The following is a 24,604-nucleotide window of genomic DNA, read 5'->3' as shown; positions in this document are numbered from 1 at the left end:
CTCGCCGATATCGCTCTGACTCAGCCGCGTCCACGCGGCCGAACCGACCGCGCTCACCATCAACTCGGCGTACGGATCGTGGAACAACGCGTCGGCCCGCCGGCTTTCGCCCGCGCGCAGCGCCGCGACGCCGAGGGCGGTCGCGCCCACGCTGCTCACGATGTCCCAGCTGTCGTCTTCGGTCCGCATCGTCGCTCCCTTCGAGTCGAGCCGACGCAGATGTTCCACCGCGATATCCGGAATCTCTGCGCGGCCGCCGACCGGTACGCCTGCCAAGGCGACCGGCGCATCCAACGAGCTAGCGGCGCCATCGCTGGGCGACACGTCCGGCAGGGTCGCGTCCCGGCGATTTCGCGCCGTCGCGGTCGCAAAGGGCCAGTGCGACAAAGCATACGAAGTCGTCGTGGGCTGCCAGCAGCCCTGCGGGTTATGCCAACGACGGGACCAGCGCAGACCTTCACCGTGGAATCGGGGGCGAAGATCTGCGCGGCCCGCACAGGGCGACACCGAAGAAGGACAAACGGTGTCGCCCGTCGATAAGTATCCACGCTCGAAGCGTCCTACAGCACAAACCTATTGCCAGTGATGGGAATAGGGATTCCGTTCGAGGAACCGCCTAAGACCAAGGCTTACCAGACTCCCGACATGCCCATAATGCTCCAGTAAACGCAACCCAGCGTACGATTCGTATACCTTTGAGGTTAATTCACAGGCCATCAGCACGAGACCCGGACGGGGTGAACGCAGATCCGAGTCTCGGCTGCTGACGACCAAATCGGCGCGCTAGGGGGAATGCGACAATGCCGATCCTTCCGTGGTCTCAGCATGTTCCGCGCAGCTAAACGGAACGACCTCAATGGTATCGACGTAAAAGACTGCCTTCCAGCAAAAGAAACCCTTCTTGACATACTGCCGGGTCACCGCATTGAGCCTCGACGCCGACTACCAGGGCAGCACTCATGCGCCCTTGGGGACAAGGCACACGCCGTATCCATCGGTGGGAATCCCATTCTGAGCCGCGGCCAAACGAAGACGTAGAATTCGGCCAACGTGGCCCATCGCGCCGGCGAATGCACGGCTTCAAGTCACACCATTCGACCTGAACGCAGCACAAAAATGAGCTTTCCGCACACTCCTGCACCGTCGTCGCAATCGAGCACAGCCCGCCATCACCGCACGGGAGTTTCGTACGGGCATCCGATCGCCTTCGGATTCGGCCTCCTGGCTACGACGATCGGCACACTGCTTCAGATGCCGATGTTCTTCGAGGCCCGGTCGATGCATTACCACCTCGCCGGTATGCCGATAACAACAGGAATGATCCTCAGCATGGCATTGACCTATGTCGGTGTCGGAATCACGGCCTATGGACTGTTTCCGGCAGAGCGTTACGCGAACGGCCAGGCCGAGCCTGTCGATGTGACGCCACTCGACGACGCCCCTATCCGGCCGGCGCATATCGCGCTTTTATTCGTTCTCGCGGCGGCGGTGACGATCGATGTGATGAAGCCGGTCGCACTGGCGTTCACCGCTCCGGGCGCAGCTGCCGAATACGGACTCGAGAGCGCATTGCATCCACATGCCCAGGCCCTGCCTATCGCGTTGTATCCACTGTCCGGGATCGTCGGCACCATGATCGGCTCGCTGATCTGGGGCTGGTTGGGCGATCGTGTCGGCCGGCGGGCATCGATCCTGCTCGCCGCCGTCGTCTTCGTCGCCACCTCGACGTGCGGTGCCATGCCGGCGTATTGGCTGAACCTGGTCATGTGTTTCACCATGGGACTCGGCGTCGGCGGCATGCTGCCGATTACCTTCGCGCTGCTGTCGGAAACCGTTCCGCGCAGGCATCGAGGCTGGATGATGGTTCTCATCGGCAGTGATATCGCGGGTGCCTACATCCTGGTCAGCTGGCTGGCCGCGACGTGGGCGGCGCCGGATCGATTCGGGTGGCGGATGCTGTGGCTGATCGGCTTCCCCACCGGCCTGTTGCTCCTTGTACTCAACCGGTGGATACCGGAATCGCCGCGATTCCTGTTGATGCGCGGACGCATCGACGAGGCGACCGCAGTGATGCGCCGATACGGTGCCGCCATCGTGGAATCTCATCCCGGATACCGGGACGCTCATGATCCGGACAGCGGGTTCCGATTGTTTTTCAGCAGACCACTCATCGGACTTTCGACTGCCGTGATACTACTTGCGCTCAGCATCGGTACCACGCAATACGGATTCCAGCAATGGATGCCATCGAATCTCCAGCGGATCGGATTCTCCGCGGTCGATGCGAGCACAATTCTCCGGAACTCCGCCACCCTCGGGTTTCCGTTGAGCATACCGCTCGCGCTCCTGTACGGGTTCTGGAGCAGTAAGAAGACCATCTTGGCCGTTACCGCGATGATGGCCATCTCGTTATCGGTATTCGTAGCTCTGGGCGACCGGGTCGCCGATAATCACGCGTTGATGTATACGCTGCTGGTGATTCCGATCTGGGGTATCAGCCTGCTGAACGCACTACTTGCCGCATACACGGCCGAACTCTATCCGACAGTGATCCGAGCCCGTAGCAGCGGCCTGTCCGCCGGAGCGACGAAGGCGGGCGGAGTGCTCATCCTCGCGGCCGCGGTCACCGCGATAGCGGCGCCGTCGATCCGATTGAGTGCGGCCATCGGCGTTGTCCCGATGGCGCTGGCTTTTCTCGCGCTGACCATATTCGGGCCGGAGACGCGTCACCGATCTTTGGAACAGATCACCGCCGCCCAGTTCGAGCGCGGCACATCGCGTTAGCCGCTGAACCGTATAGTCGGCGCCGGCCTTCAACTGGCAGCCGCGACTGCCGAATCCGCTCCGGCAGTCATCCGTCGGGTCCTGAACAGCGCCGCCACAGTGGGTAGATGATTGCGCCCCGAGTACCAGACCAGGCGGACCAGGCCGACCACGGTCAGCGCCCAGAAGAACGCGAACACGATGTGCAACGCCATGAATACGCCATACGTTGCCGCGAGGGACAATCCGAAATAGATCTGCCCACGGCGACTGTGCGGCGTGGTGCCGGGATCAGTGATCATGTAGTTCGTGTAGAGGATGAAGGTCGCCCCGGCCATCGTGACGATCTCGCCGAGGAAAGCCGTGTGGGATTGCAGAACGGCGCGGACCAGGGCTTGCAGGACGAAGCCCGCCAGCCACGCCAGGATCATCGGTATTCGACCAGTGAGTCTCGCGTTGAGCATGGTGCCGAGAGTGAGAAGGACGACCGGCACGATCCAGCTCACCGAGGCGCTCAGGGTTTCGACGAACATGTAGGGCTGCAGCATCCCGACCGAGGGGAAAGCAAGCAGAGTCAATCCGATACCGAAGTTGGACGGGTTGAGAATATGGCGCGGCCGCCCGTCGATGCGCACCCTGATGACATATTTGGAGACAATGGCCACCGCCACGGTGAAAACGGTGGGCAACACCCGAGAGTTGCCGTAGATCAGTAGTGCACAGGCCAATCCGCTGATATGGGCGGGGAGCAGGAAGTCCACCATCGCGAGCGCGCCCCCGGCGTAATACGGGCGCCGGCCGCGCGACCAGGCTTCGACAGATTCCATCAGCAGTTCGACGACATATCCGGTGAGCACGCCAGCGACCGGGGCGGCCCACGCCTGCTCGAAGCCGAGGAACCATTGGCCGACCACGGTCAGGATCGTGATCGAAATCGCGAACTGACGTAGCGCGAGGATCCGCTTGTCCCGAGTTCGGAACTTGTGCCGTGTCGACGGACGCGTGGTCGGCTCGGTCGGCTGTGCGGCGACCAGATCGGCTTCTTTCTGACTCATTTTTCGGCCTCCGTGGCCTGTCCGTCGGGGGTCAGCAGCAAGGTGTGCCAGCCGGGAGCAAGGGTTGTGGCGCTGGTGTGCCGGGTGCCCGTGGTGTCGCGCCAGCGGATCTCCGCGACGACCGGCGCGGCGCTGTCGCCGAGGCCGAACATCGACTCCGGCGCCGACACGCTGTGATGGCCGCCGGCCGGATACACCTGGCTCACCAGCGACTTCCCGTCGGGCCTGGTCACCCGGATGGACGCGCCGATAGCGGGTACCGTGCCCGGGCCGTTGGTCGCGGGCATCCGCAGCTGCAAGCCGAGGTATTGCCCGACATGCGGTGCGGTGTTGTGCATGAGATAGGACGGGGCCCACTGGTTGGCCACGGCGAAATCCAGCCTGCCATCGTGGTCTACGTCGCCGAGGGCCAAGCCATGGCTGATTCCGGGCTGGGGCAGATTCAGTTCGGAGTTGATGTTGACGAATCGTCCGTCTCCGGCGCGCACGAAGAACGCGTTCTGTTCGTGGCCGGACAAGTCCGCACCCGGCCCGAATTCCGGCCAGAATGCCGGGTTTCGCAGCAGCGGATCGGTCGCGAGGGTGAATTCCTGTAGCTGCGGCCAACGGTTTGTCTCGCCGCGGACGAACCCGACGGCCTGCACGATCTCCGGTTGGCCGCTGTTGTCGAAGTCGCCGGCTTTGATGTCCCAGCCCCAACCGGACTGGGACAGGCCGAGTTGTTCGCTGCCATCGGTATACGGCGCGACGCCGCGGCTCAGTTCATCGATGTCGCCGGTGCTCAGGTAGGCCTCGTTGCTCTCGTGGAACGCGTAATTCGAGGTGATGTTGCTGACGATGATGTCGGGCCAGCCATCGCCGTTCAGATCGGCGAAGTCGACGCCCATTCCCTTGAACGAATCCATGCCGAGGACCTTGGATTTCGGCGTGGTGAACGTCCGTCGACCTCGGACCAGGTCGAACCGCAGATGTCCCGGCGTGGAGTGGTTGACCAGGAGATTGTCTTTGCCGAAATCGTTGGCGAAATACACTTCTGGCAAGCCGTCCCCGTTCAGATCCTGGGTGCCGGCGGCGAACGTCCAGCCACCCGAGACCTCGTCGGAGAACACATTCTCGATCTCGTGGAAAGTGACGGTCGGATCGTTTCCGCCGGTCGCGCCCTGCCAGAGGAAGACGTGTTTGTGGCCGCCGTTGGTGGCGTGGGAGAACCCGTCGTTCATGTAGATGCCGGGATCGTCCTTACGTGTCGTGTCCAACAGTGGTGCGCCGTCGGGAAAGAAGTTGCCGACCAAGATGTCGGCGTGTCCGTCACCGTCCAGGTCGGCGATGTTGACCGCATCGGTGTTCCAAATCTGTGGCGGCGAGACCAGGTCACGAGCGACGAAGGCATCGGGCGAACCGAGCGCGACACCCGGCTGGCGCAGGAACAGTACCGGCGACCGGCCGTAGTAGGACACGATGAGGTCGGTGAGCCCGTCCTCGTTCACGTCGCCTGCCGCACAGCTGATCGGGGCCGTCGTGTCTGCGGAGTATGGGAGCCCGGCCGGGGCGAGGGTCATTTTCGGGTAGCGATCGCCAGTCCCCGGTGCGGGTTCGACTGTCGCGCTGTTGAATCGGGAATCGACCAAGCAGATGTCGTTGGGCAGTCCGTCGCCGTCGATGTCGTAGAGCGAAACGCCCGAGCCGATCGCCGATATCCATGCGCTCACCCGTTCCAGGTGGGGCATGACCTTTCGGAGCGGGGTGCCGGACCATTGTTCGGTCGACAGCGGCGAACTGTCGAAGTGGAATCGCGCGGCAAGCCGGTCGATCTCGGCCTGGCTGGGGCCCGCCGGCAGCATGAGCACGCCGAGGATCAGCACGATGACCAGCCCGAGCGCGCCCGGCAGACAGCGGCGCAGACGACGCTTCACGAGACGGCACCGCCCGTCGAGATCAACCAGCTCCGGCGCACCAGCTCGCGCATCCGCAGGTAGTCGGCGACAGTGTCGGCGTGCGGTCCGACCTCACGAATCGCATCGGTCTCCCAGCCCGCGGCGGTTTTCACGTCCACGCCGGTGAACGCCTTGGTTGCCTGCTCCGCGAAGACGGGAATGCTGCCGCTGAGGACCCTGGCCCGTGACGGCGTGGCGGCACCGATCGCGAGTTGGGCCCGGTGCTCGCCGCTGAGCTCGATGATCTGGGCCAGTCCGGCGTCATCCGCGCCGCCGGCATAACAGGCGGCAAGCCCGATTCCCGCCCACAGGTCCGCGTGCCGCGAGGGATGGAAGGTCGAGACTCGCCTACCGAGCGCCGGCACATCCGCGCATTCGACAAACCACAGGCTTCGCCCGACACCCTGGTCCATCACTTGCTCGGCGAGACTCTGCACCGGATGTGCGGTCCGCTTGGTCGCCAGATATTTGGTGGTGTGGAAGAAGCTGCCCCAGAAACCGCGACCGTCGACGGCCATCCAACGCACCAGTGGATCCAACCCGTCGACTTCGCCCAGACCACCCCACCCGGATTTCCGCAGCTGGGCCAATCCGAGGCCGATACCGATGGCGGTGAGCTGTGGGTAATGCTGTGCGGTTGGACTCGACAGCAAGGTGGGGACGTTGCGCCCGCGCGAAAGGGTCAGCACGTCCAGCATGGCGCAGGCGATGGCCGCGCCTTCGTAGGCGAAGCCCCGCATATCCGGGTCGAGTTTTTCGATCTCCTCGAGCGGCTCGGGAACGCCGTACCGCATCACCGGGTTATAGCCCGCCAATAGGCTCGAGCAAACGCCTTCCAGCCGGGCTCTCAGATCGGGATCGGTGGATCTGAAACCGCGGACCTCGAAATCCATCGCACGTACCGGAATCATCATTCTGCGGCGGATGACAGCTGGAATGCGTGCGCCACGCTTAACTCCCGACCCCATCACGGTCCCTTTCCCTAGAATGCAAAGGCACATACTTGCCGTCACCGGAAGCACGCATGAGCTATCGCGACCGGTCGCCTGTCGATAACAATGCGCCGATATCGTCCGAATGTGCCTTCGACTAGTTGTCTATCACCTCATCTGATCGTTACCGCTGTATATAACTCCGCCGCCGGACCCAACGCAAAGTTCCCAATCCTGAGAAGCGGAGTCAAGGACGTAGAAGCAGCCCATCGAGTAGTGCGTGCAGCCCGAAGTCGTAATTATCGAAGGCGTGCGGCCACTCGCCGGCTAAAGCGGCGATCGTGGGGGTCTGCTCAGGGTCTGCGGAGGCGATCGTCGCGGTGCGACAGCTCGGGCGATCCAGGGCAGAAGTGGTGCGCTCGGCGGCTATTCGGATGGTCAGCACGCCGACGGTGTACTGCCACACCGCCCGATAGGCAGCTCCGGCCTGTTCGACCGTGCGGCCGCAGGCCAGGAAGGCCTGCAATATCTCCTCGATCAACCACAGAATCGATCGACCGCCAAAGTCGCAGGCCAGCACCCCGACCACCCAGGGGTGCGCCACCAGTTCGTCGTGCAGGAATCGCCACAACACCACCAGCCGCTGCCGCGGATCAGCGGGCAACTCGGGACGTTCGAGAGTGGCGATGACCCGGTCCAGCAGCAACAGCAACAGCTCCTGCTTGTCCCGCACATGCCGGTAGATCGCCATCGGCGAGCTGGACAGCTGGTCCGCGACTGCCCGCATAGTCAGGGCGTCGATCCCGGCGGACTCGACTATTTCCTGCGCGGCCAGCAGGATCGCGTCCTGCGAGAGCCTGGCGGGACGCCCGCGGCGGCGCACCGAATCGTTCATCTCCGCGGTCCGACAGCCGGCGCGGAAAGTTCGGACTCGCCTGCGTATCGCTCCGCACAACGCTTTCTGAGCATGAACGCGCCGCTGTCGTCATCGTCAGAGGCGCTCATGCTGGGATTGTCGCGAGCCGACACCCTTGGGTCTTGAACAAATGGGAACTGTCAGCTTCGGTGCCGGCGCTATTCGCGGATGACCGAGGGGCCTTCAGCGGCGATGACCAGGAAGTTGGGCATGTAGACATAACTTTCGATGCCCGGCGCGGTGATCGCTGCGGCCGCCGCGATAGCAGGATCGAGACCCGGCTCGGCAATTTCGCGCACCCGGCAACCCAGTGCCGCGAGTTCGTTGATATAGGACGACAGCGGCCGATGGAAATCCGGGGCGTAGTCGCCGGCGATCTCGTACTCCTCTAGGTACCGACGCACCCGGTACTCACCGTGCGCACGCCATGTTCGCCAAAGATCCTCGAACGCAGGATGATTGAGCGAGATGATGATCGTCCCGCCAGGTTTGGCGGAGCTGACGCAGGTTCGCATCGCGGTTCGCCAGTCCGGGATCGCCGGGAGCACCATGCTGCACACCACCGCGTCGAACGGCTCGCAGAAATCAATAGGCTCGGTGAGGTCGGCTTTCAAGTAGTTCATGCCTTGCCCGAGTGCTCGTTCTTTTGCCATTGCATAGGCGAGTAACCCAGCGGCAGGTTCGACGCCGGTGACATCGGCGCCCAGCGCCGCGAGCATCCGGCTGAAATAACCGTGCCCACAAGCGGCGTCGAGTATCCGCAGGCCGCCGACATCGCCCAGCATTCCGAGTATTACCGGGTTGAGCAGGTGCCGCTTGCTGAAGCCTCCCTCGGGCTCCATTGCATCGAGCACGTCATGAGGAATCAGGCTCCACCGCTCGATCGCCTCCCGGCCGTTCCGTCCCGTGGTCATACGCTCGAGCGTGTATCGATAATCCACATATATCTGCGGCCAACCCCCGCATCCGATGCTCTTTCAAACACACGTCGTACAATCCGAAGCCATCAGCGAGCGGTTTGACATTCCTCCGAGTACGAGGTTAGCATTTTTCTCGAATATTCGCGACTACCCGAAGGATGCATTCATGGCCAAGCATGTTACCGTCACTCTGGTCGACGACTTCGACGGCAAATCGAAGGCAAGCGAAACAGTTCAATTCGCGATCGATGGCAAGGCCTACGAGATCGACCTCTCCGTAGCAAACGCGGGGAAGCTTCGTGGAGCGCTCGATCCCTGGATCGAAAAGGCGCGCAAGACCGGTCGGGCCAAGCGAAGCAGCAACGGCCGGACCGCGTCGGCGATCGACCGTGAACAAACCGTCGCGATCCGGGAATGGGCCAGGAAGCACGGGCACAACGTCTCCACGCGTGGCCGAATCGCGGCCGACGTAGTTGCGGCATACAACAAGAAGAACTGATCAACCGCAGTCGGAGGCATGAAACGTTTCGTCGGCACAGCCAACGCGTGAGCAGTATCCGTGCGTTGTCGTCGGCGCCGGGCCGGTCGGACTGACCGCCGCAGTAGCTTTGGCGGGCAAAGGCCTGCGCGTACTGGTATTGGAAGCCGAGGCACAAGACCGGGTCCGCGCAGGCAGCCGGGCAATCGCGTTCTTCGGCCCCACGCTCCGACGCTGGGAAAAGATCCGCCCAGGAATGGGCAAAGCAATCGCCGACGCGGGCACCCTGCTGGTAGGCATGGACACCTTTTATGGCGACAAGCGCATCTTCGAACTCCGGCTCACGCCTGCGTGGTCCAGTCGGTTGGTTCGGACTCTGTCGCAGAAAAAGGTCGAGCAGATCCTCTACGCCGAGGCGATCGATCTCGGTGTCGAGTTTCGTTGGACCGTTCCGGTCACGGACGTCAAGACCCACAGCGACGGGGCGATGATCGAGCTGGAATCCGGAGAGCAGATCAGTACTGCGTACGTCATCGCCGCAGACGGAGCAAAGTCAGCCCGTACGCAAGGCGCTCGGCATCAAGATGGACGGTCCGACCGATCCCACCCCGTTCATCATTGTCGACGTCGACGAGCACCCCGATGGATCTACGCCGACCAGACCGATGTTCTTCCAATACAACCGGCCCGAACTCGACGGACGCAATGTCATGTGCATGCCATTCACCGGTGGGATGCGTATCGACCTGCAATGCAAGCCGGGCGACGACGCCGAGTACTTGTCCAGCCCCGCAGGAGTGCGGGAATGGCTTCCCCGGGTGGTCGACCCCTGGTTCGCCGAGCACATCCAGTGGGTCTCGATGTACCGCTTCCACCAGGTTGTTGCCGATACCTACACCGACCAGCACCGCCGTGTCATCCTCGCGGGCGAGGCGGCGCACTTGTTCGCCCCATGGGGTGGGCGCGGCCTGAACTCCGGAGTGTTCGACGCCACCGACGCCGCCACTGCCATCGCGAACGCGCTGACCGCAGCCAGTCGTGATCGTGCACGCACAGCCATCGAACGCTGCGCTACCGACCGCCGCGCCTGGGGACTGCGCAACCGCGCCGCGTCCTCGAAAGGTCTGCGCGTGATGCGCGGCGAAGATCGAATCACCCACGCACAGCGGGTGATCGCCGCGCACCTCGCACCAGCGATCTGGCCCGCGGGTTTCTGGCTCGCCAATGCCCCCACCCAACTCGCGCTACCGCGACTGCGATTACACAGGTCAAGTTTGTATTACTGAAAGTACCGCCGTTGCTCGAAGCTGATCAAAGCTCGGCACATTGTCGTGGTCGATAGTTCGATCGTGCAACGGGATTCGATATCCGGCCGGTTTCATCGGCGCCGGAACAACATGTTCGGGGTCGCGAGCCGGGGCTCGTGGGCAGGCCTTTCCACCCACGGGAAGTCATGCAACTCCGGCCGCTGCACATTCCTTCTTACTGTGGCTGCGACTGTGTGATCGCTGACAAAGGTGTGTAGAGGATGACGAAGATCGATGAAGAAGCGTGCGAGTATCCGTTCGGTCCACCGGATCGGCTGAGCATCGAACCCAGGCTGGCAGGATTACGTGCCGAGCACCCGGTACTGCGGGTCCACATGCCCTACGGCGGCGATGCCTGGCTGGTCACCCGCTATGCCGACGTCAAGACGGTGCTGGCCGATCCTCGATTCAGCCGCGCCGTCCCGGCCGGCCGGGACACGCCCCGGCCAACCGCGTTCCAGGCTCCGCCCTCGTCCATCGTGCGTATGGATTCGTCGGAACACAGACGCCTGCGTCGCCTGGTTGCCCAAGCGTTCTCCCCGCGTCGCGTCGAGATGCTGCGCCCGCGCGTCCAGCAGATCGTCGACGACCTGCTGGATGCCATGCTCGTGGCCGGGCCGCCCGCCGACCTGGCCGCATCCCTGACCTGGCCGCTACCCATCACGATCATCTGCGACCTACTCGGTGTGCCCCCGGGTGACCGTGACCAGTTCCTCGCCACCACCGACGGCATCATGGCCCCCTCCGCCGCCGGGAATATCGAGCAACACGTCCGCGACTACAACAATTATATGGTCGGGCTGATCGCCCGACGCCGCACCGAGCCCAGCGACGACTTGCTCGGCATGCTGGTCCACGCGAAGGACGACGGAGACCGGCTCACCGAGCAGGAAATGATCGGCTTCGGAGCCGACCTATTGTTCGCGGGCCATGAAACCACTGCCAACCAGACGGGCAATTTCTTCTACACCCTGCTGGCCGATCGCCACTACTGGAATGAACTCGTCGCTGATCCGGATCTGGTGCCCGCCGCGATCGAAGAGCTACTCCGGATCACGCCATTCGCCGCATCTGCTGACTCACCAAATATCGCTGTCGAGAACCTTGAAGTGAACGGCCGCTGCATCAAAGCCGGTGATGCTGTAGTCACCGTGCTCGCGTCGGCCAATCGCGACGCGGAGGTGTTCGAAAACCCTGACGAGATCGACTTCCATCGCACCACCAATCCCCATGTGGCGTTCGGTCACGGCATCCACTATTGCCTCGGCGCCCAACTAGCCCGGATCGAAATGCAGACCGCTATCGCGACCGTGATCCACCGCCTGCCCGGTCTGCGTCTCGCGGTCCCGGCGGACCAAGTTTCCTGGCGAACCAACCGATTCCTCCGCGGGGTCACCGCACTGCCCGTCACGTGGGATTCCACGCACTGAATGCCGCCATTCACCGCGTCCACGGCATCGACCTGATTTCAACGGCGTGCGGATCGAGCTCGAGATCCAGTTGATTACCGAGTATCGGTGGGACCGGTCCCACCGATACTCCGACACTATGGTGACGCATCAGTCGGTTTCGTCGCATAATCGGAGAGTGACGTGCGGGTCTGCGTGGTCTCTCACCGGCTGGGCGGGGTCGACGGAGTGAGCGTGGAAGCGGCGAAATGGATTGCCGGCTTCCGATCCCTCGGTGCGACCGTAATCCGCGCGGCCGGGCATTTCAACGATCACGAGTCCGACGATGTGGTTGTTGCCGGGATGTGGGCGAATACGGCGGGCGGGTTTCCGCCAAAGGTCGACGCGGCGATCGTCGCGCACTTGTGCGAAACCAACGATGTCCTCGTTCTCGACAATGCCGTCACGCTGTGGAGCGCTCCGGAGGCAGCGATGGTATGGGAGCGGGCGGCTGTCGAATCATCGATGCCGACCATCGTGCGTCATCACGATCCACCGTGGCAGTGCTTGCCCCTGCGTCCGATTCCGCCGGGGGTGGTGCCGGTGGTGAATCCTCGGTTCTTGCATGTTGTTCTCAACCAGCTCAGCTACGTTCAATACGCCGAGCGCTGGCCACGACTAGTGCGGTCGCGCGCACTTCAGGTATCGGCCAATCGCGTCGATACCGTCGGGTTGATAAAAGGCGACCGGGCGTATACCCGAAAGCGACTGGGAGTTGACGGCGACGCGCTACTCGTCCTGCATCCCGCACGCATGATCGAGCGAAAGAATATTCCCGCCGCCGTGCGGATCGCCCGAAGTCTGACCGTGTTTGGGCGGCCGGTACATTACTGGCTCACCGACCCGTCGGACGCACCGCCGGGGAGCCTTTCCGAGGCCGCTCTTCGAGACGCGCCGGGCGCGATTCGAGGCTACGTAGACGATCGAGCGGACATGTACGCGGCCGCCGATGTCGTCGTTCTTCCCTCGACCTGGGAGGGCTGGGGGCTGCCCGTGATAGAGGCGGCGGCGGCACGAAAATTGATCATTGCCGGACCCTACCCAGTACTCACGGAGATTCGTGCGACCGGCCTGATCGTGCTGGACCCTATCGATATTCCGACGATCATCGAGGTGCTGCGAAGCCCCGAGCGCCTGGATTCGATTCTCGACAACAACGCAACCGTCGTGGAACGGCATTTCAATCTGGACGACTTATCGACCATCCTCACCGGCTTTGTCGACGAGGCCACTCGCTTGGCGAACAGCTGATCGCGCTGTATCAGCGAACGTTTCGGTGCCGCGGCTAGGGGGTCTCCACTTCGACCGTCGAACGCGCACCACGCCGACGTGCGCTGTTGCGACCTGACGAACGCCGGTTCGGATCGCCGACGGCGAATCCGACGGCCACCTGTACCAGCGTTGTCGCGAAGAGCACGGTGAGCGGGAGGCCCCAGCCGTCACCGAATTGCTTCACCACGCCGAACGCGTAGGGCCCAATGGCGGCGATGAGGTAACCGACGCCCTGGACCGCGCTCGAAAGCAGGAGAACCTCCTCCTGAGACTCGGCGCGCAGTGTGATGACCGTCAGTGCCAGGGAGAACACCGAAAGCCCGGCGCCGAGCACAATCGACCACGCCAACGGTGCGACGTCAGGTGCGACGATGAACCCGAGAATCCCGGTCGCGCTGAACATGCTGAACCCAGCCAGCCACCGCGCGCGGTGCGCCGACCTGGCCACGATCGGCGGCACTATGAAACTGATCGGCACCGCGACACAAGTCAGGAGGCCGAGGTAGGCGCCGGCGAGCTCCGCGCCGATACCGGCATCGTGCAGCACCGACGGCAGCCAGCCGATGACGACGAAGGCCACCAGCGCCTGCAACCCGAAAAAGACTGCCAGGCCTATTGTTTCGGTGTGTCGCAGCAGCGCGATCGGATTCGCCGGCCCCCGCGGCAGACCGGTACCGATCGAGGTCACCGATGCTGCGGGGGATCGCCACAGCGCGACCGCACCGATCGGCGCGAGCACGGCCCACACCGCGAGCGCCCATTGCCAGCTGCCGAACGCATGCGCGAGTGGCACGATGGCAGCGAAACCGATCGCGGAACCCGCTTGCAGCGCAGTGGTGAACGCGGCGATCAGGGGACCGGTGTTGCCGATGGCCCTGATCACGGCGGGTAGCAAGACCCCGACGGCCCCAACCCCGGCCGCCGCGGCGCAGGTCGCGAGGACGAAGATCCATAGCCCGCTCCACGGGCGGACCGCAAGGCTCATGCCGATCAGGGCCAAGGCCCAGTAGAGACCCGCGCGAAGCGAAATCCGGGCCAGCACAATCGGTGTCGACAGGCTCACCAGAGCGAAGGCGAAGAGAGGCGCTGCGGTAATGACCCCGGCCGCGCGGGTGCCGGCACCGAAATGTGCTGTGAGGACCTCCAGTTCGGGTCCGACGGTGGTGATCCCAGGGCGCAGATTGACCGCGACCGCCGCAACGACAGCGATCAGCGCAACCAACCGGGCGATATCAGTTCGGTGCGGTGCCGCACCCGCCGGATCGCCGTCTCCTGCAGCCATGCGGCTCCTCCCGTCGACCAAGTGACATTACGCGGCGTCGGACCGCAAGCTCCCGTGGACCGGCCGCCCATCAGATCGCCCGTGGTGCGACCGACAGTGCCGTCATTGCCCGCCGAATCCCGCCATGGTCACACCTCGAATGAATGCGCGCTGTGCGATGGCGTAGGTGATGGCGAGCGGGAGCAGGATCAACATGGCGGCAGCCATCAGAACAGGCCATTTAGAGATGTATTGACCTTGCATCCAGACCAGGCCCAAAGTGACGGTAGAGATGTCTTTGCGTTGGATCATGACGAGCGGCCACATGAAGTCGTTCCACACATTGACCCAGGTGAGCACAGCCAGCACCACGACTGCCGGCTTGGCATGCGGGAGCAGGACGCGCCAATAGATCTGCCAGGGCGTGCAGCCGTCCAGCAGGGCCGCTTCCTCGAGTTCGTCGGGCAAGGTGCGGAAGAATTGGCGCATCATATATGTGCCGAACGCGCTGCCGAACAGTACAGGAACGATCATGGCCCACGGCGTGTCGGTCCAGCCGAGGATCCGCATCACGATGAATTGCGGGACGACAATGACCGCCGACGGTATCATCAGCGTGGCCAGATAGATGACGAATATCGTGTCGCGGCCGGTGAATCGTAAACGAGCGAAAGCGTACCCGGCCAGCGAGCAGAAGAACACCTGTCCCACGGTGATGCATCCGGCGTATACGACGGTGTTCAGGAACATCCGCCCGAACGGCATGAGCTGAAAAACGCTGCTGTAATTGGACCATTGTGGATGCGACGGAATGAGAGTGGTAGTAGTGATCTCGGACTCCTGTTTCAGCGACCCCGACAGCGCCCACAGAATCGGAGACAACGCACACCACGCCATGGCGATAAGCGCAAGATAGAGTGCGGCGGCACGGGCGATACTGCGCCTGCTCAGACGCGTAGCAGCAGCGGGCATTTATTCCTCCATTGCGTTTTTGCGGGCGAACCACAGTTGGACGACGGTAAGTGCCAAAAGGATCAGGAAGATCAGCCAAGCGATAGCGGAGGCGTAGCCGACGTCACCGAAGGCGAAGGCGTTCTGGAAGATCATGATGCCGAAGACGTATGTGCTCGTCTCGGGGCCGCCATGACCGCCGGTGAGGACGAACACCTGGTCAAACGCCTGCACCGTGGTGATGACGGAGACCACCAGCACGAACGACAGTGCTCCGCGGATCATCGGCAGGGTGATGGAGAAGAACTGCCGCAATTCTCCGGCGCCGTCGAGCTGTGCCGCCTCGTACAGATTCGAGGGCACCCCTTGCATCGCCGCCAGCAGAACCACGGTCGCGAACGGAATACTCTTCCACACACCGACCAGGCACAGCGCGGCCATCGCCCAGTGCGGGTCGACCAGCCATGGGATCGGGTCGACGCCGATCCAGCCGAGCATAATGTTGAGTAGCCCGTTGTTGGTGTCGAAGACGAATCGCCACACCACCGCCATCACCACGCTCGAAACTGCGAGCGGCAGAAAGAGAATCGTCCGGAATATCCCGATGAATCGAAGTTGCCGGTTCAATGTCTGTGCGACGACCAGGCTGATCGTCACCGTCGGTATCACCGTTCCCAGCGTGAAGACGATCGTATTGCGCAGCGCGATCGGAAAGAGCGGATCGCCGGTCAGCATGCGGGCGAAGTTCGCCATGCCGATGAATCGCATCGGGCCGAACAGATCCCAGCGCTGAACGCTCAGATATAGCGACATTCCAAGCGGAAACAGCAGGAACACCACCACCGCGAGCAGATTCGGTGCGACAAATATCCGGGCAGCACGGGCCTGTCGCCGCGCCAGGGCGGTACGACCGGGCCGAACGGCCGTACCAGGATCGGCGGAGGTGGGCTCGTCAGCGGTGATCATCGGTTGGTCAGCACCTCGGCGGTGTCTCGGGCGAGTTCGTTCCGCAGCGAGGTTGCCGGCTTCGACCCTCGAAGAACGGGTCCGAAGTAGCGGCGCATCAGGGCGTCGACACGCTCCCAGGCCGGTGTCACCGGCAGTGGAGCCGAGTTGGCCGGCCCGTCCGTCAAGATCTGCAGATTGCGCACCCGCGTGTGCGCTGTCGCGAACCCCGGAGATCGCACCGCCGACGTCCGGACCGGGACGAACAATCCAGTCTCGGCGATAATCGCCTGCCCGACCGGGCCGGTCATGAATTTCAGGAATTCCCACGCCTGTTGCTTACGCGGACTGGCGGCCGCGATCGCCAGCCCCGTCGTGCCGATGTTCGATTGTGCCCGAAGACCTTTCGGTCCGACCGGCAGTGCCGTGACATCGAGCTCGAGGTTGTCCGCACCGGTGAATGTGTTATACCGCCAGTGCCCGCCCAGCGCGAAGGCAGCCCTGCCCTGGCCGAATAGATCCATGCTGGCCATGGATTGCGTGTCCGCCGCCGTCGGCGCCACCCGGTATTTGTTTGCCAGGTCACTGTAGAACTGCACACCTTCGATGAAGGCGTCCTCCCCGAAATTGCTTCGCGCGGGATCGGTACGCGGACTGGTCCACGAGACACCGTTGTTCATGCCGAACAGGCCTGCCGAGTAATGCGGAACCCAGGTCTCCACGAAGCCCCACTGCGTCGTCTTCCCCGACCGATCATGCATCGTAAGGGTTCTGGCCGCGTCGAGGAACTCGGCGAAACTCCATGCGCCTGACCAATTTCCGGGTGGCATGAGCCCCGCTTCGGCGAGGAGCTGCCGATTATAGAACAGGAAGTTTCCCGACCATTGCTCCGGAAACGCGTACTGTCCGCCCTTGAAGGCGAACGTGTCGTACAGCGCCGGGATACTATCCTTTTTCAGCTCGGCGGCAAAAGCCGGGTCGTCGGCAAGCATTGTGTTCAGATCCAGCAGCACTCCCCGATCAGCCAGACACGCGTAGGTCTGCTCCCATGCCATCAGCACGTCGGGGCACTTACCGCCGGCACAGAAGATGAGCATCTGCTGCATGGGATCCGGTCCGGACAGCACCGTGCGAACCTTGATGTCGGGATGCAACCGGGCGAACTCGTCGATGACCCGCATCCGCCCCCGCGCTTCTTCCGGATTCGCTTGAAAAAAGAAGGTCAGCGCGTCCTCATCGTGGCCGCACCCGGCCGAAGAGACCAACACAGACGCGCCGGCAGCAGCACCGGCGCCGCGCAAAAACGCTCGTCTTCCGATTTGCATAGGTGCCGAATCCTTTGATTCAAGAAGCCCGACGGGATCCAGGACACACTATCCACTCGTCATGACTGGGAATGCCGGACATGGTCCGTCGCACTATGTTGTCGTGCCGACCACCCTCGAGCTTGCGGCCTGCCGAGAAACATTCGGCCTCAGGAAGTCAACTGCGGCCGTTATACGACGTATCGATGTCCGCGCCGTACATCCATCCCGTTACCCCGTTGGCGTCATCGGTCAGGTAATACCAGGCTCGGGGGTCTTCGGTGACGGCGAAGTGGTGCACGACGAGCCGATGACCCGAACGGCACCAACCCGAGATGGGACTACGGAAATTCGGATCCTGACGTATGGGGCTACCAGCAGGGTCGGTGACGGCGTAGCAGTAGGTCACGTACTCACCCGACGGCGGGGCCGCCTGCGCCGGCAACGCGCCAACTACGCCTGGACAAGATATCGCCGCAACGCCGACCACCACCGTGGCGCACCAATGGAGAATTCGATCACCGGGCACCGCACCACCTCCAATTCGGCTAATCCTCGAGAACACCGGCATCCATCGGGTACCTGATCCAAACCGCTATCAGCATATATTCAGCTACCGCTCGAACAGTGGACATACATGCTCCGCATGAACAGACGTGTGCATCATCGCAACTTTCAGTTGCGTTGAAACCGGGCCTGTTCTAGCCTGATATTGCAACTCCATGTTGCGATACACCGAAGCTCGCGGCGTTGCAGCTCATGGCGACACACATCCCAAGACGCCGAACCCGAAGGAAGATCAGCCATGCCCATCGACGACTCACGTCCCACCATCGACTGGGGCAAGTATCGGACGCTCACACTCGAGCGGCGCGACAACGGGGTCCTGCTAGTCACGATCGCCGAGCCCGCTGGATCCCCAACCGCCACCCTCACCCGTCGCCACACCGAAATCGGTTACCTCTGGCGCGATTTCGCTGATGACGCGGAGCTACGGGTCGCGGTCGTCACCGGCCGGGGAGACAAGTTCTGGACGCTCGAAGGCTACGTCGACGAGATGCTCGAATACCCCGGCAATTACGGCAACATCGTCCATGTCATTCGAGCGGGACTGGTCAACGCCCATGGCATGGTCAACTGCGACAAGCCGATCATCTCCGCCATCAATGGCGAAGCCATGGGCTCAGGGCTCGCGACCGCCCTGCTCGCGGACATCAGCGTCGCGGCGACAAACGCGCGCCTGATCGACGGGCATCTGCGCGAGGGCATTGCCGCAGGAGACCATTCGGTCATGATCTGGCCCCTGCTGTGCGGCTTGGCCAAGGCGAAGTTCTATTTGCTCACCTCCGAAGACCTCACCGGCGAAGTCGCCGAGCGCCTCGGCCTGGTAAGCCTCGCAGTCCCAGCCAGTGACGTGCTCGACACCGCGCTCGACATCGCCCATCGCCTGGCGACCGGCCCACAGCACGCTTTGCGCTGGACCAAACGCACGCTCAATCATTGGCTGCGGACCGCTACGCCGGCCTTCGAGGCCTCGATCGCCTTCGAAGCGATGAGCTTCTTCGGGCCCGACCTCGTCGAGGCGCTCACCGCCCAAACCGAACACCGCCCACCGAATTTCGCCGAGCCGACGCCCTGGTGACAATTACGCCACAGCGGTCGATCACCTCGTGAACGACTGTGGACCATCCGGCGCGAACACGCCCGCGCGGGCAGCGGCCAAGGCGATTCGCGCGGCCTGGTCGGCAGCGGCATCGTCGATAGGTTCGGCTGTGACCAGGATCCGCAGATAGATCGGAGCGATGAGCGCCTTGATCGTCGAAGTCGGGTCGGTACCCACGGGCAACTCTCCGCGCTCGACCGCCCGACTGACGATCGGTTCGGCGCGACGAAAACGATCGCCGAAGAAATGGGATCTGATCGCAGCGATCTCGGGCAATCGTGCGGCATCGGAATGCAGTGCGGCGGTGACCGCCCGATCGACAGGACTGTTCTGTAGCCGCACCACGTGCCGGGCGAGTTGCCGCAGATCGGACGCCACATCCCCGGTGTCCGGGATGGCAATGTTCGATGCGACGTGGTCGGTGAGTGCATCGATGATCAGGTTTTGCGGGTCTTTCCACCGCCGATAGACGGTCGTCTTGTGCACCCCGGCCCGGCGCGCGACGTTCTCGATCGTCAGCGCGGCAAAACCTTTCTCACCGAGCTCCGCCAGGGTCGCCGCAAGCACTGCCACCCGGACCTTGCGTCCGCGGCCGACAACGCCGGCCCGCATCGCCGGCGGAGCATCGAATGTCATCGCAACTCCTAGTTGCTTTGGAGACAGGTGCTGCATTATCTTAGTATCGCAACTTTAAGTTGCGATATGCGGCTTGATCCAGCGCCGCTCTCACTGGAGATACTTCGATGACAGACACGAACAAAACGGTCGCTGAGCGAATCCATGCTTTGCACAAGGCATTCGGTGGCCGCGCCCCCGTCGCGGTTCAGGCGGAGATCGGTGACGCAAGCGTTCTTCCCGCAGGGGCCACCATGCCTGACGGCGAACTGCTCGACGTCCACGGCGCCCCCACCACTCTCACCGCTGCCCGCCGCGGAAACCCCGCGGTGGTGGTGACCTACCGTGGCGCCTGGTGTCCCTACTGCAACGTCACGCTGCACGCCTATCAGGAACAACTTGTACCCGTCCTCGCCGAGCGGGGGATCGAGCTCGTCGCCATCAGCCCGCAGAAGCCGGACGGCTCGTTGAGCATGACCCAGAAGAACGAGCTGAGCTTCACCGTCTTGTCGGATCCCGGCAATCGAATCGCCGAGCGCCTCGGCGTACTCACCGCACCCGGTCCGGCTGAGCGCCGTATCCAGAACAGCTTGGGAATCGACTTGACCCGGATCAACGCCGACGGGACCGACGGTCTGCCCATGCCCACGGTCGTGCTCGTCGACAGCGAAGGGGTAATTCGCTGGATCGATGTGCATCCCGATTACACCACCCGCACCGAAATCGCCGACATCATCGACGCCCTCGACCTGCTCGGCTGACTCGGCCGTTCCGTCGCAAGCTGGTGACAGGGCAAGGATCGGTGACACTCCCAGCCCTGGGAAGCCGATCCGCCAGCAGTCCGGATCTGCTCGCTAGGGTCGATACATAGTTGTCTCCACCAACTAATTGTGTCTGCTAGTCAATTCCGCCGATATGCGTGAGGGGGCATCTGAATTGATTGCCGCCGGCTCTACAGCCGCGACCACCGCGCTCGATGACGCTGACCGCCTGGGTGCGCAGTTACTCCGTTTCATGCGGGCAGTCGGCAGGGCGAAGACGCGGCTGACCAAGCACGGGCCCGACGGGCTGGAGAGGCTCGCCTACGCCGTGCTGTTCTGCCTCGTTCGCGACGGGGCCCAGCGCACCGGCAAACTCGCCGAAGAACTGCATGCCGAGATCTCGACCATCAGCAGGCAAACCAGATCCCTGGTGTCCCACGGACTGATCGAGCGCGGGGCCGATCCGATCGACGGTCGCGCCTGCGTGCTCACGGCCACCGCGGAAGGCGTGCGAGTCTTCGAGGCGAACCGCCGACTGCACAATCTCTGGTGGGCCGACATTCTCGCCGACTGGACACCCGAGGAACGATCCATCTTGATCGTTCTCCTCGATCGGCTCAATCGCGGCATCGAGGCCGCTTCCCCACAGCTATCCGAACCGAAATAGGTTTCGAAATATGACGAATTCGGCCACGCGGAGACCGGCTGTCCAGCCGAATCCGGAGGCAGATGCAAGCGCGTCGCTATCACACTCGCAGATTCTCACCATTCTCTCCGGCTTGCTGCTCGGCATGTTCCTGGCCGCACTCGACCAGAACATCGTGAGCGTGGCGATCGTGCGCATCGCCAACAGCCTGCACGGTTTCGATCAGCAGGCATGGGCTACCACGGCGTACCTGATCACGGCCACCATAAGCACTCCCCTGTACGGCAAGCTGGCCGATATCTACGGGCGAAAACCCTTCTTCCTCACCGCGATCACCTTGTTCGTCATCGGTTCAGCGGCATGCACCACCGCCACGTCGATGTACGAGCTGGCCGGCTTCCGCGCGTTCCAGGGCCTGGGTGCGGGTGGCTTGATGTCGCTCGCGTTCACCATCATCGGCGACATCGTGCCGACGCGCGAGCGGGTCCGTTACCAAGGCTATTTCACGATGGTGTTCGGTATCGCGACCGTGCTCGGTCCGGTGCTGGGCGGCTGGTTCTCCGGCTTCGACCGGCTGTGGGGCATCGAGGGCTGGCGCTGGGTGTTCCTGGTGAACGTGCCGATCGGCGTGATCGCACTGGTCGTGGTCTTCCGGGTACTCGACGTTCCGCATCTGCGGCAGAACCACAGAATCGACTGGTTCGGCGCGGTTGCGCTGGCTATCTGTGTCGTGCCGCTGCTGATAGTGGCCGAGCAGGGCCGCAGCTGGGGCTGGAATACCAATAAGTCGACCATCTGCTACGCGATCGGCGCGATCGGCCTGATCTTGTTCTTGTTCATCGAGTATCTGATGAAGGACGCCGCGCTGCTTCCGTTGCGGCTGTTCAAGAACTCGACGTTCTCGGTTACCGCCGCGGGTGGTTTTATCGTCGGCATCGCCATGTTCGGCATCATCTCGATGATCCCGCTGTATTTGCAGGTAGTACGCGGATATTCGCCCACCGAGGCAGGCCTGATGATGATGCCGCTGGTGCTGGGCATCACGATCGGTGCGCAGATCGCGGGGCAGGTCACCAAGCTCACCGGCCGATACAAGATCCTGCCGGTGATCGGCACCTTCGTCATCGCGTGCGGCGGCGTTTTCTACGCGCAGGTGCGTTTCGACAGTCCGCTGTGGCAGCCGTTGCTCTACAGCGCCGTGATCGGATTCGGTCTCGGCGGCTGTATGCAGACGCTGATCATCGCGGCACAGAACGCGGGACCACGCTCGGACATGGGCGTATCCACCGCGGCGGCGACCTTCTTCCGCCAGATGGGCGGCACCGTGGGCGTCGCGGTATTCCTGACGATCCTGTTCAACCAGTTGCCACACAAGATCGTCGATGCCTTCGGCGGGCATCTTCCGCCCGAGTTCGCGATGTCCGAGCTGCACCGGATACAAAGCAACACCAGCGGTATCGCGGCCTTGCCGGCACAGCTGCGCGACCCGACCCTGATCGGCTTCACCAATTCTCTGCACGGGGTTTTCTACACCGCGGCGGGTACCGCGCTGCTGGCGTGCATCGTGCTGTTGTTCATGAAAGAGATTCCGTTGCAGGACGACTCGGCGCCAGCCCCGGTACCCGACGGGCAGGCGACAATCCGCAGTGTGGCGTCATGGGGGCAGACAAGGGCCTGGGAAGATGACGAGAAACTGTTTTCGCCCGAGCCGATGCCTGCGAGTGTAGGCATCCGTGCCATTCCGGAGCGGCGCGGCACAGCCGACTTCCCGAGCCCAACCGCGGTGTCGCAGTTGGCGTTCGCCGCGTCGGCAGCCGGCCTCCCGGCCTCCGACGGTGATGCCCATTCGTTCGGGGGTCGTATCCACCGCAAGGACGGCCGTCCCGTGCCCGGTGTCGCGCTGACGCTGATCGACCAACGCGGACACCAGGTTTCGCGTTCCATCGGCGGAGCCGAGGGTGGCTACCGGATCGATGCCCCGCACCCTGGCAGTTTTGTGCTGATCGTGTCGGCAAGCGGACATCAGCCCACGGCGGTGAACGTCACTGTCGGCGACCGGCCGCAATCGAAGGACATCACCATGCTCGGCTCGGGCGAGCTGTCGGGCACGGTGCGCTCGGCCGACCGCCGCGCACCGCTGGCCGCGGCGACTGTCACGCTGACCGATATGCGCGGTGAGGTCGTAGGCGCCGCGGTCACCGGTGACGACGGCGTCTACGTCTGCCACAGCGTGGTGCCGGGGGTCTATACCCTGGTCGCCGTGGCCGATCATATGCGGCCCTTTGCCACCACGCTCACCGTGCCCGACAGCGGCTTGCTGCGTTACGACGTCGAACTGTCCCCGATGGCGATGCTGGCCGGGTCGGTCTGGGCCGATGGACGTGCGGTGCCGGACGCACAAGTCCTGGTTCTGGACGAGGCCGACAGGACCGTAGCCTCCGCCCGCACCGACGAGATCGGGCACTACGTGGTGCCCGATCTACCCGAGGGCGAGTACACCGTGGTCGCCCGCGGTTACCCGCCGGTGACCAGCCGGATCACCGTCTCCGGGGGTGAGATCAGCCACGACGTACGGCTCGGATACGAGAAGACGGCAGAGCGGTCATGAACGGTTTGACGGCCCGCATCCTCACCACCGAGGGCTGGCCAGTAGCCGAGGCAGTACTGACGGTGACCGACCTGGGCGGACGTCAGCTCGCCCGTGCGGTCGCCGACGCGACCGGGACCGCGGCCACCCAACCGCTCCCCCCGGGCACGCACACCGCGGTGGTCACCGCGCCCGGATTCCGGCCGGTGGCTCAGGTGACTCGGGCTGCCGCAGACGGCTCCGGCGGGCTGGTCGACATCGTTCTGGCCCTGGAAGCGGGCGCGATCGCCACTCCGCCGGCCGGGCCGTGGACGATCGATCCGGTGCATTCGACAGTGATGGTTACGGCGCGACACCTGGGTATCGCCAGCATCAAGGCTCGCTTCGCCGAAGTCGGCGGGTCACTGACCATCGCCGCGAATTTCGACAGATCGACAGGATTCGCCGAGATCAAGACCGGCAGCATCGATACCGGGATCGGTATGCGCGATGATCACCTGCGTTCGGCGGAATTCCTCGATGCCGAGCGTTATCCGGTGATCGGCTTCGCCGCCAAGGGGTTTCGCCGCACGGGTGGCGATACCTGGGTGATGGCCGGCGAACTCACTCTGCACGGGCAAGTCCGCCCGATCGAGATGGACGTCACCTACGGTGGTTACGGTCCCGACCTGTGGGGCGGGGTCAGGGCGGCCTTCCATGCCGAAACCCTGTTGCACCGCAACGATTTCGCTATCGACTACAACGCGATGGTACGGGCCGGTGTCGCCGCCGTCGGCACCACGGTCAAGATCGACCTCGACATCGAAGTGGTCCAGGGCGAGCAGCTTCCGTCGGCATAGTCGTCCG

At 63.4% G+C, this 24,604-nt stretch carries 21 protein-coding genes and 1 pseudogene; 11 read left to right on the top strand and 11 right to left on the bottom strand.

Annotated elements, in window-relative coordinates:
* Window positions 1-219: class I SAM-dependent methyltransferase (locus tag F3087_RS46970; RefSeq protein ID WP_317983960.1), on the bottom strand; the 219-nt coding region annotated here is incomplete at its 3' end.
* Between the two features lie 1,032 nt (window positions 220-1,251).
* Between F3087_RS46970 and F3087_RS40790 the strand changes: the two genes are divergently transcribed.
* Window positions 1,252-2,784, top strand: coding sequence for an MFS transporter (locus tag F3087_RS40790; protein ID WP_191094392.1), 1,533 nt, complete (start codon window positions 1,252-1,254; stop codon window positions 2,782-2,784).
* Between the two features lie 29 nt (window positions 2,785-2,813).
* On the opposite strand, the gene F3087_RS40785 is transcribed toward F3087_RS40790, so the two are convergent.
* From F3087_RS40785 to F3087_RS40765, 5 genes are all read right to left on the bottom strand, one after another.
* Entirely contained in the window at window positions 2,814-3,818 is a 1,005-nt protein-coding gene (locus F3087_RS40785) for a hypothetical protein (protein WP_150407529.1), read from the bottom strand.
* Complete coding sequence (locus F3087_RS40780) at window positions 3,815-5,731, bottom strand: CRTAC1 family protein (RefSeq protein ID WP_150407528.1); 1,917 nt, start codon at window positions 5,729-5,731, stop codon at window positions 3,815-3,817. Before F3087_RS40780 ends, F3087_RS40785 begins: the two co-directional genes overlap by 4 nt.
* Complete coding sequence (locus F3087_RS40775; protein WP_396897614.1) at window positions 5,728-6,720, bottom strand: DUF1702 family protein; 993 nt, start codon at window positions 6,718-6,720, stop codon at window positions 5,728-5,730. Before F3087_RS40775 ends, F3087_RS40780 begins: the two co-directional genes overlap by 4 nt.
* Window positions 6,721-6,931: 211 nt before the next feature.
* Window positions 6,932-7,579 (bottom strand): TetR/AcrR family transcriptional regulator, encoded by a 648-nt coding sequence (locus F3087_RS40770; RefSeq protein WP_150407526.1) that lies wholly within the window; start codon window positions 7,577-7,579, stop codon window positions 6,932-6,934.
* Window positions 7,580-7,758: 179 nt separating this feature from the next.
* A complete protein-coding gene (locus tag F3087_RS40765) occupies window positions 7,759-8,514 on the bottom strand; it encodes a class I SAM-dependent methyltransferase (RefSeq protein WP_223885728.1) in 756 nt (251 codons plus the stop codon).
* 172 nt (window positions 8,515-8,686) lie between these two features.
* Between F3087_RS40765 and F3087_RS40760 the strand changes: the two genes are divergently transcribed.
* The 5 genes and pseudogenes from F3087_RS40760 to F3087_RS40745 all read left to right on the top strand — a co-directional run bounded on the left by F3087_RS40760 (window position 8,687) and on the right by F3087_RS40745 (window position 13,004).
* Window positions 8,687-9,019 (top strand): histone-like nucleoid-structuring protein Lsr2, encoded by a 333-nt coding sequence (locus F3087_RS40760; protein WP_150407525.1) that lies wholly within the window; start codon window positions 8,687-8,689, stop codon window positions 9,017-9,019.
* A 79-nt stretch (window positions 9,020-9,098) separates the two neighbouring features.
* Window positions 9,099-9,533, top strand: a pseudogene (locus F3087_RS47570) (FAD-dependent oxidoreductase); the annotation flags it as partial.
* 49 nt (window positions 9,534-9,582) lie between these two features.
* The gene (locus F3087_RS46960; protein ID WP_396897613.1) at window positions 9,583-10,284 is read left to right on the top strand and encodes an FAD-dependent monooxygenase; all 702 of its coding nucleotides are present in this window, start codon (window positions 9,583-9,585) and stop codon (window positions 10,282-10,284) included.
* 242 nt (window positions 10,285-10,526) lie between these two features.
* A complete protein-coding gene (locus F3087_RS40750; RefSeq protein ID WP_150407524.1) occupies window positions 10,527-11,735 on the top strand; it encodes a cytochrome P450 in 1,209 nt (402 codons plus the stop codon).
* Between the two features lie 213 nt (window positions 11,736-11,948).
* Window positions 11,949-13,004, top strand: a complete 1,056-nt coding sequence (locus F3087_RS40745) for a glycosyltransferase family 4 protein (RefSeq protein WP_150407523.1) — start codon at window positions 11,949-11,951, stop codon at window positions 13,002-13,004.
* Window positions 13,005-13,038: 34 nt separating this feature from the next.
* Here the strand turns inward: F3087_RS40745 and F3087_RS40740 are convergent, their stop codons facing one another.
* The 4 genes from F3087_RS40740 to F3087_RS40725 form a co-directional block, all read right to left on the bottom strand.
* On the bottom strand, window positions 13,039-14,307 hold the full coding sequence (locus tag F3087_RS40740; RefSeq protein WP_150407522.1) for an MFS transporter: 1,269 nt from the start codon (window positions 14,305-14,307) through the stop codon (window positions 13,039-13,041).
* 102 nt (window positions 14,308-14,409) lie between these two features.
* Entirely contained in the window at window positions 14,410-15,258 is an 849-nt protein-coding gene (locus F3087_RS40735; RefSeq protein ID WP_150407521.1) for a carbohydrate ABC transporter permease, read from the bottom strand.
* A complete protein-coding gene (locus tag F3087_RS40730; protein ID WP_150407520.1) occupies window positions 15,259-16,203 on the bottom strand; it encodes a carbohydrate ABC transporter permease in 945 nt (314 codons plus the stop codon).
* Window positions 16,200-17,507 carry an ABC transporter substrate-binding protein gene (locus tag F3087_RS40725; RefSeq protein ID WP_150407519.1) on the bottom strand — a complete coding sequence of 436 codons (1,308 nt, stop codon included), beginning with the start codon at window positions 17,505-17,507 and terminating at the stop codon, window positions 16,200-16,202. Before F3087_RS40725 ends, F3087_RS40730 begins: the two co-directional genes overlap by 4 nt.
* Window positions 17,508-18,291: 784 nt before the next feature.
* Here F3087_RS40725 and F3087_RS40720 point away from each other — a divergent pair.
* Window positions 18,292-19,128, top strand: coding sequence for an enoyl-CoA hydratase/isomerase family protein (locus F3087_RS40720; protein ID WP_150407518.1), 837 nt, complete (start codon window positions 18,292-18,294; stop codon window positions 19,126-19,128).
* A gap of 21 nt (window positions 19,129-19,149) precedes the next feature.
* On the opposite strand, the gene F3087_RS40715 is transcribed toward F3087_RS40720, so the two are convergent.
* Window positions 19,150-19,785, bottom strand: coding sequence for a TetR/AcrR family transcriptional regulator (locus tag F3087_RS40715; RefSeq protein ID WP_223885727.1), 636 nt, complete (start codon window positions 19,783-19,785; stop codon window positions 19,150-19,152).
* Between the two features lie 233 nt (window positions 19,786-20,018).
* Here F3087_RS40715 and F3087_RS40710 point away from each other — a divergent pair, with 233 nt between their 5' ends.
* From F3087_RS40710 to F3087_RS40695, 4 genes are all read left to right on the top strand, one after another.
* Complete coding sequence (locus F3087_RS40710) at window positions 20,019-20,525, top strand: peroxiredoxin-like family protein (protein ID WP_263407276.1); 507 nt, start codon at window positions 20,019-20,021, stop codon at window positions 20,523-20,525.
* Between the two features lie 253 nt (window positions 20,526-20,778).
* On the top strand, window positions 20,779-21,192 hold the full coding sequence (locus F3087_RS40705) for a MarR family winged helix-turn-helix transcriptional regulator (protein WP_223885726.1): 414 nt from the start codon (window positions 20,779-20,781) through the stop codon (window positions 21,190-21,192).
* Window positions 21,193-21,202: 10 nt separating this feature from the next.
* Window positions 21,203-23,779: an MFS transporter gene (locus F3087_RS40700; RefSeq protein ID WP_150407515.1), complete on the top strand. Its 2,577-nt coding sequence runs from the start codon at window positions 21,203-21,205 to the stop codon at window positions 23,777-23,779.
* Window positions 23,776-24,597 (top strand): YceI family protein, encoded by an 822-nt coding sequence (locus tag F3087_RS40695; RefSeq protein ID WP_150407514.1) that lies wholly within the window; start codon window positions 23,776-23,778, stop codon window positions 24,595-24,597. The genes F3087_RS40700 and F3087_RS40695 overlap by 4 nt, the downstream gene beginning before the upstream one ends.
* Window positions 24,598-24,604 lie beyond the last annotated feature (7 nt).

It is taken from the genome of Nocardia colli, assembly GCF_008704205.1.
GTDB classification, from domain to species: Bacteria; Actinomycetota; Actinomycetes; order Mycobacteriales; family Mycobacteriaceae; genus Nocardia; species Nocardia colli.
Note: the sequence above shows the minus strand (reverse complement) of the source record. Positions and strands in the feature narration are given on the sequence as shown.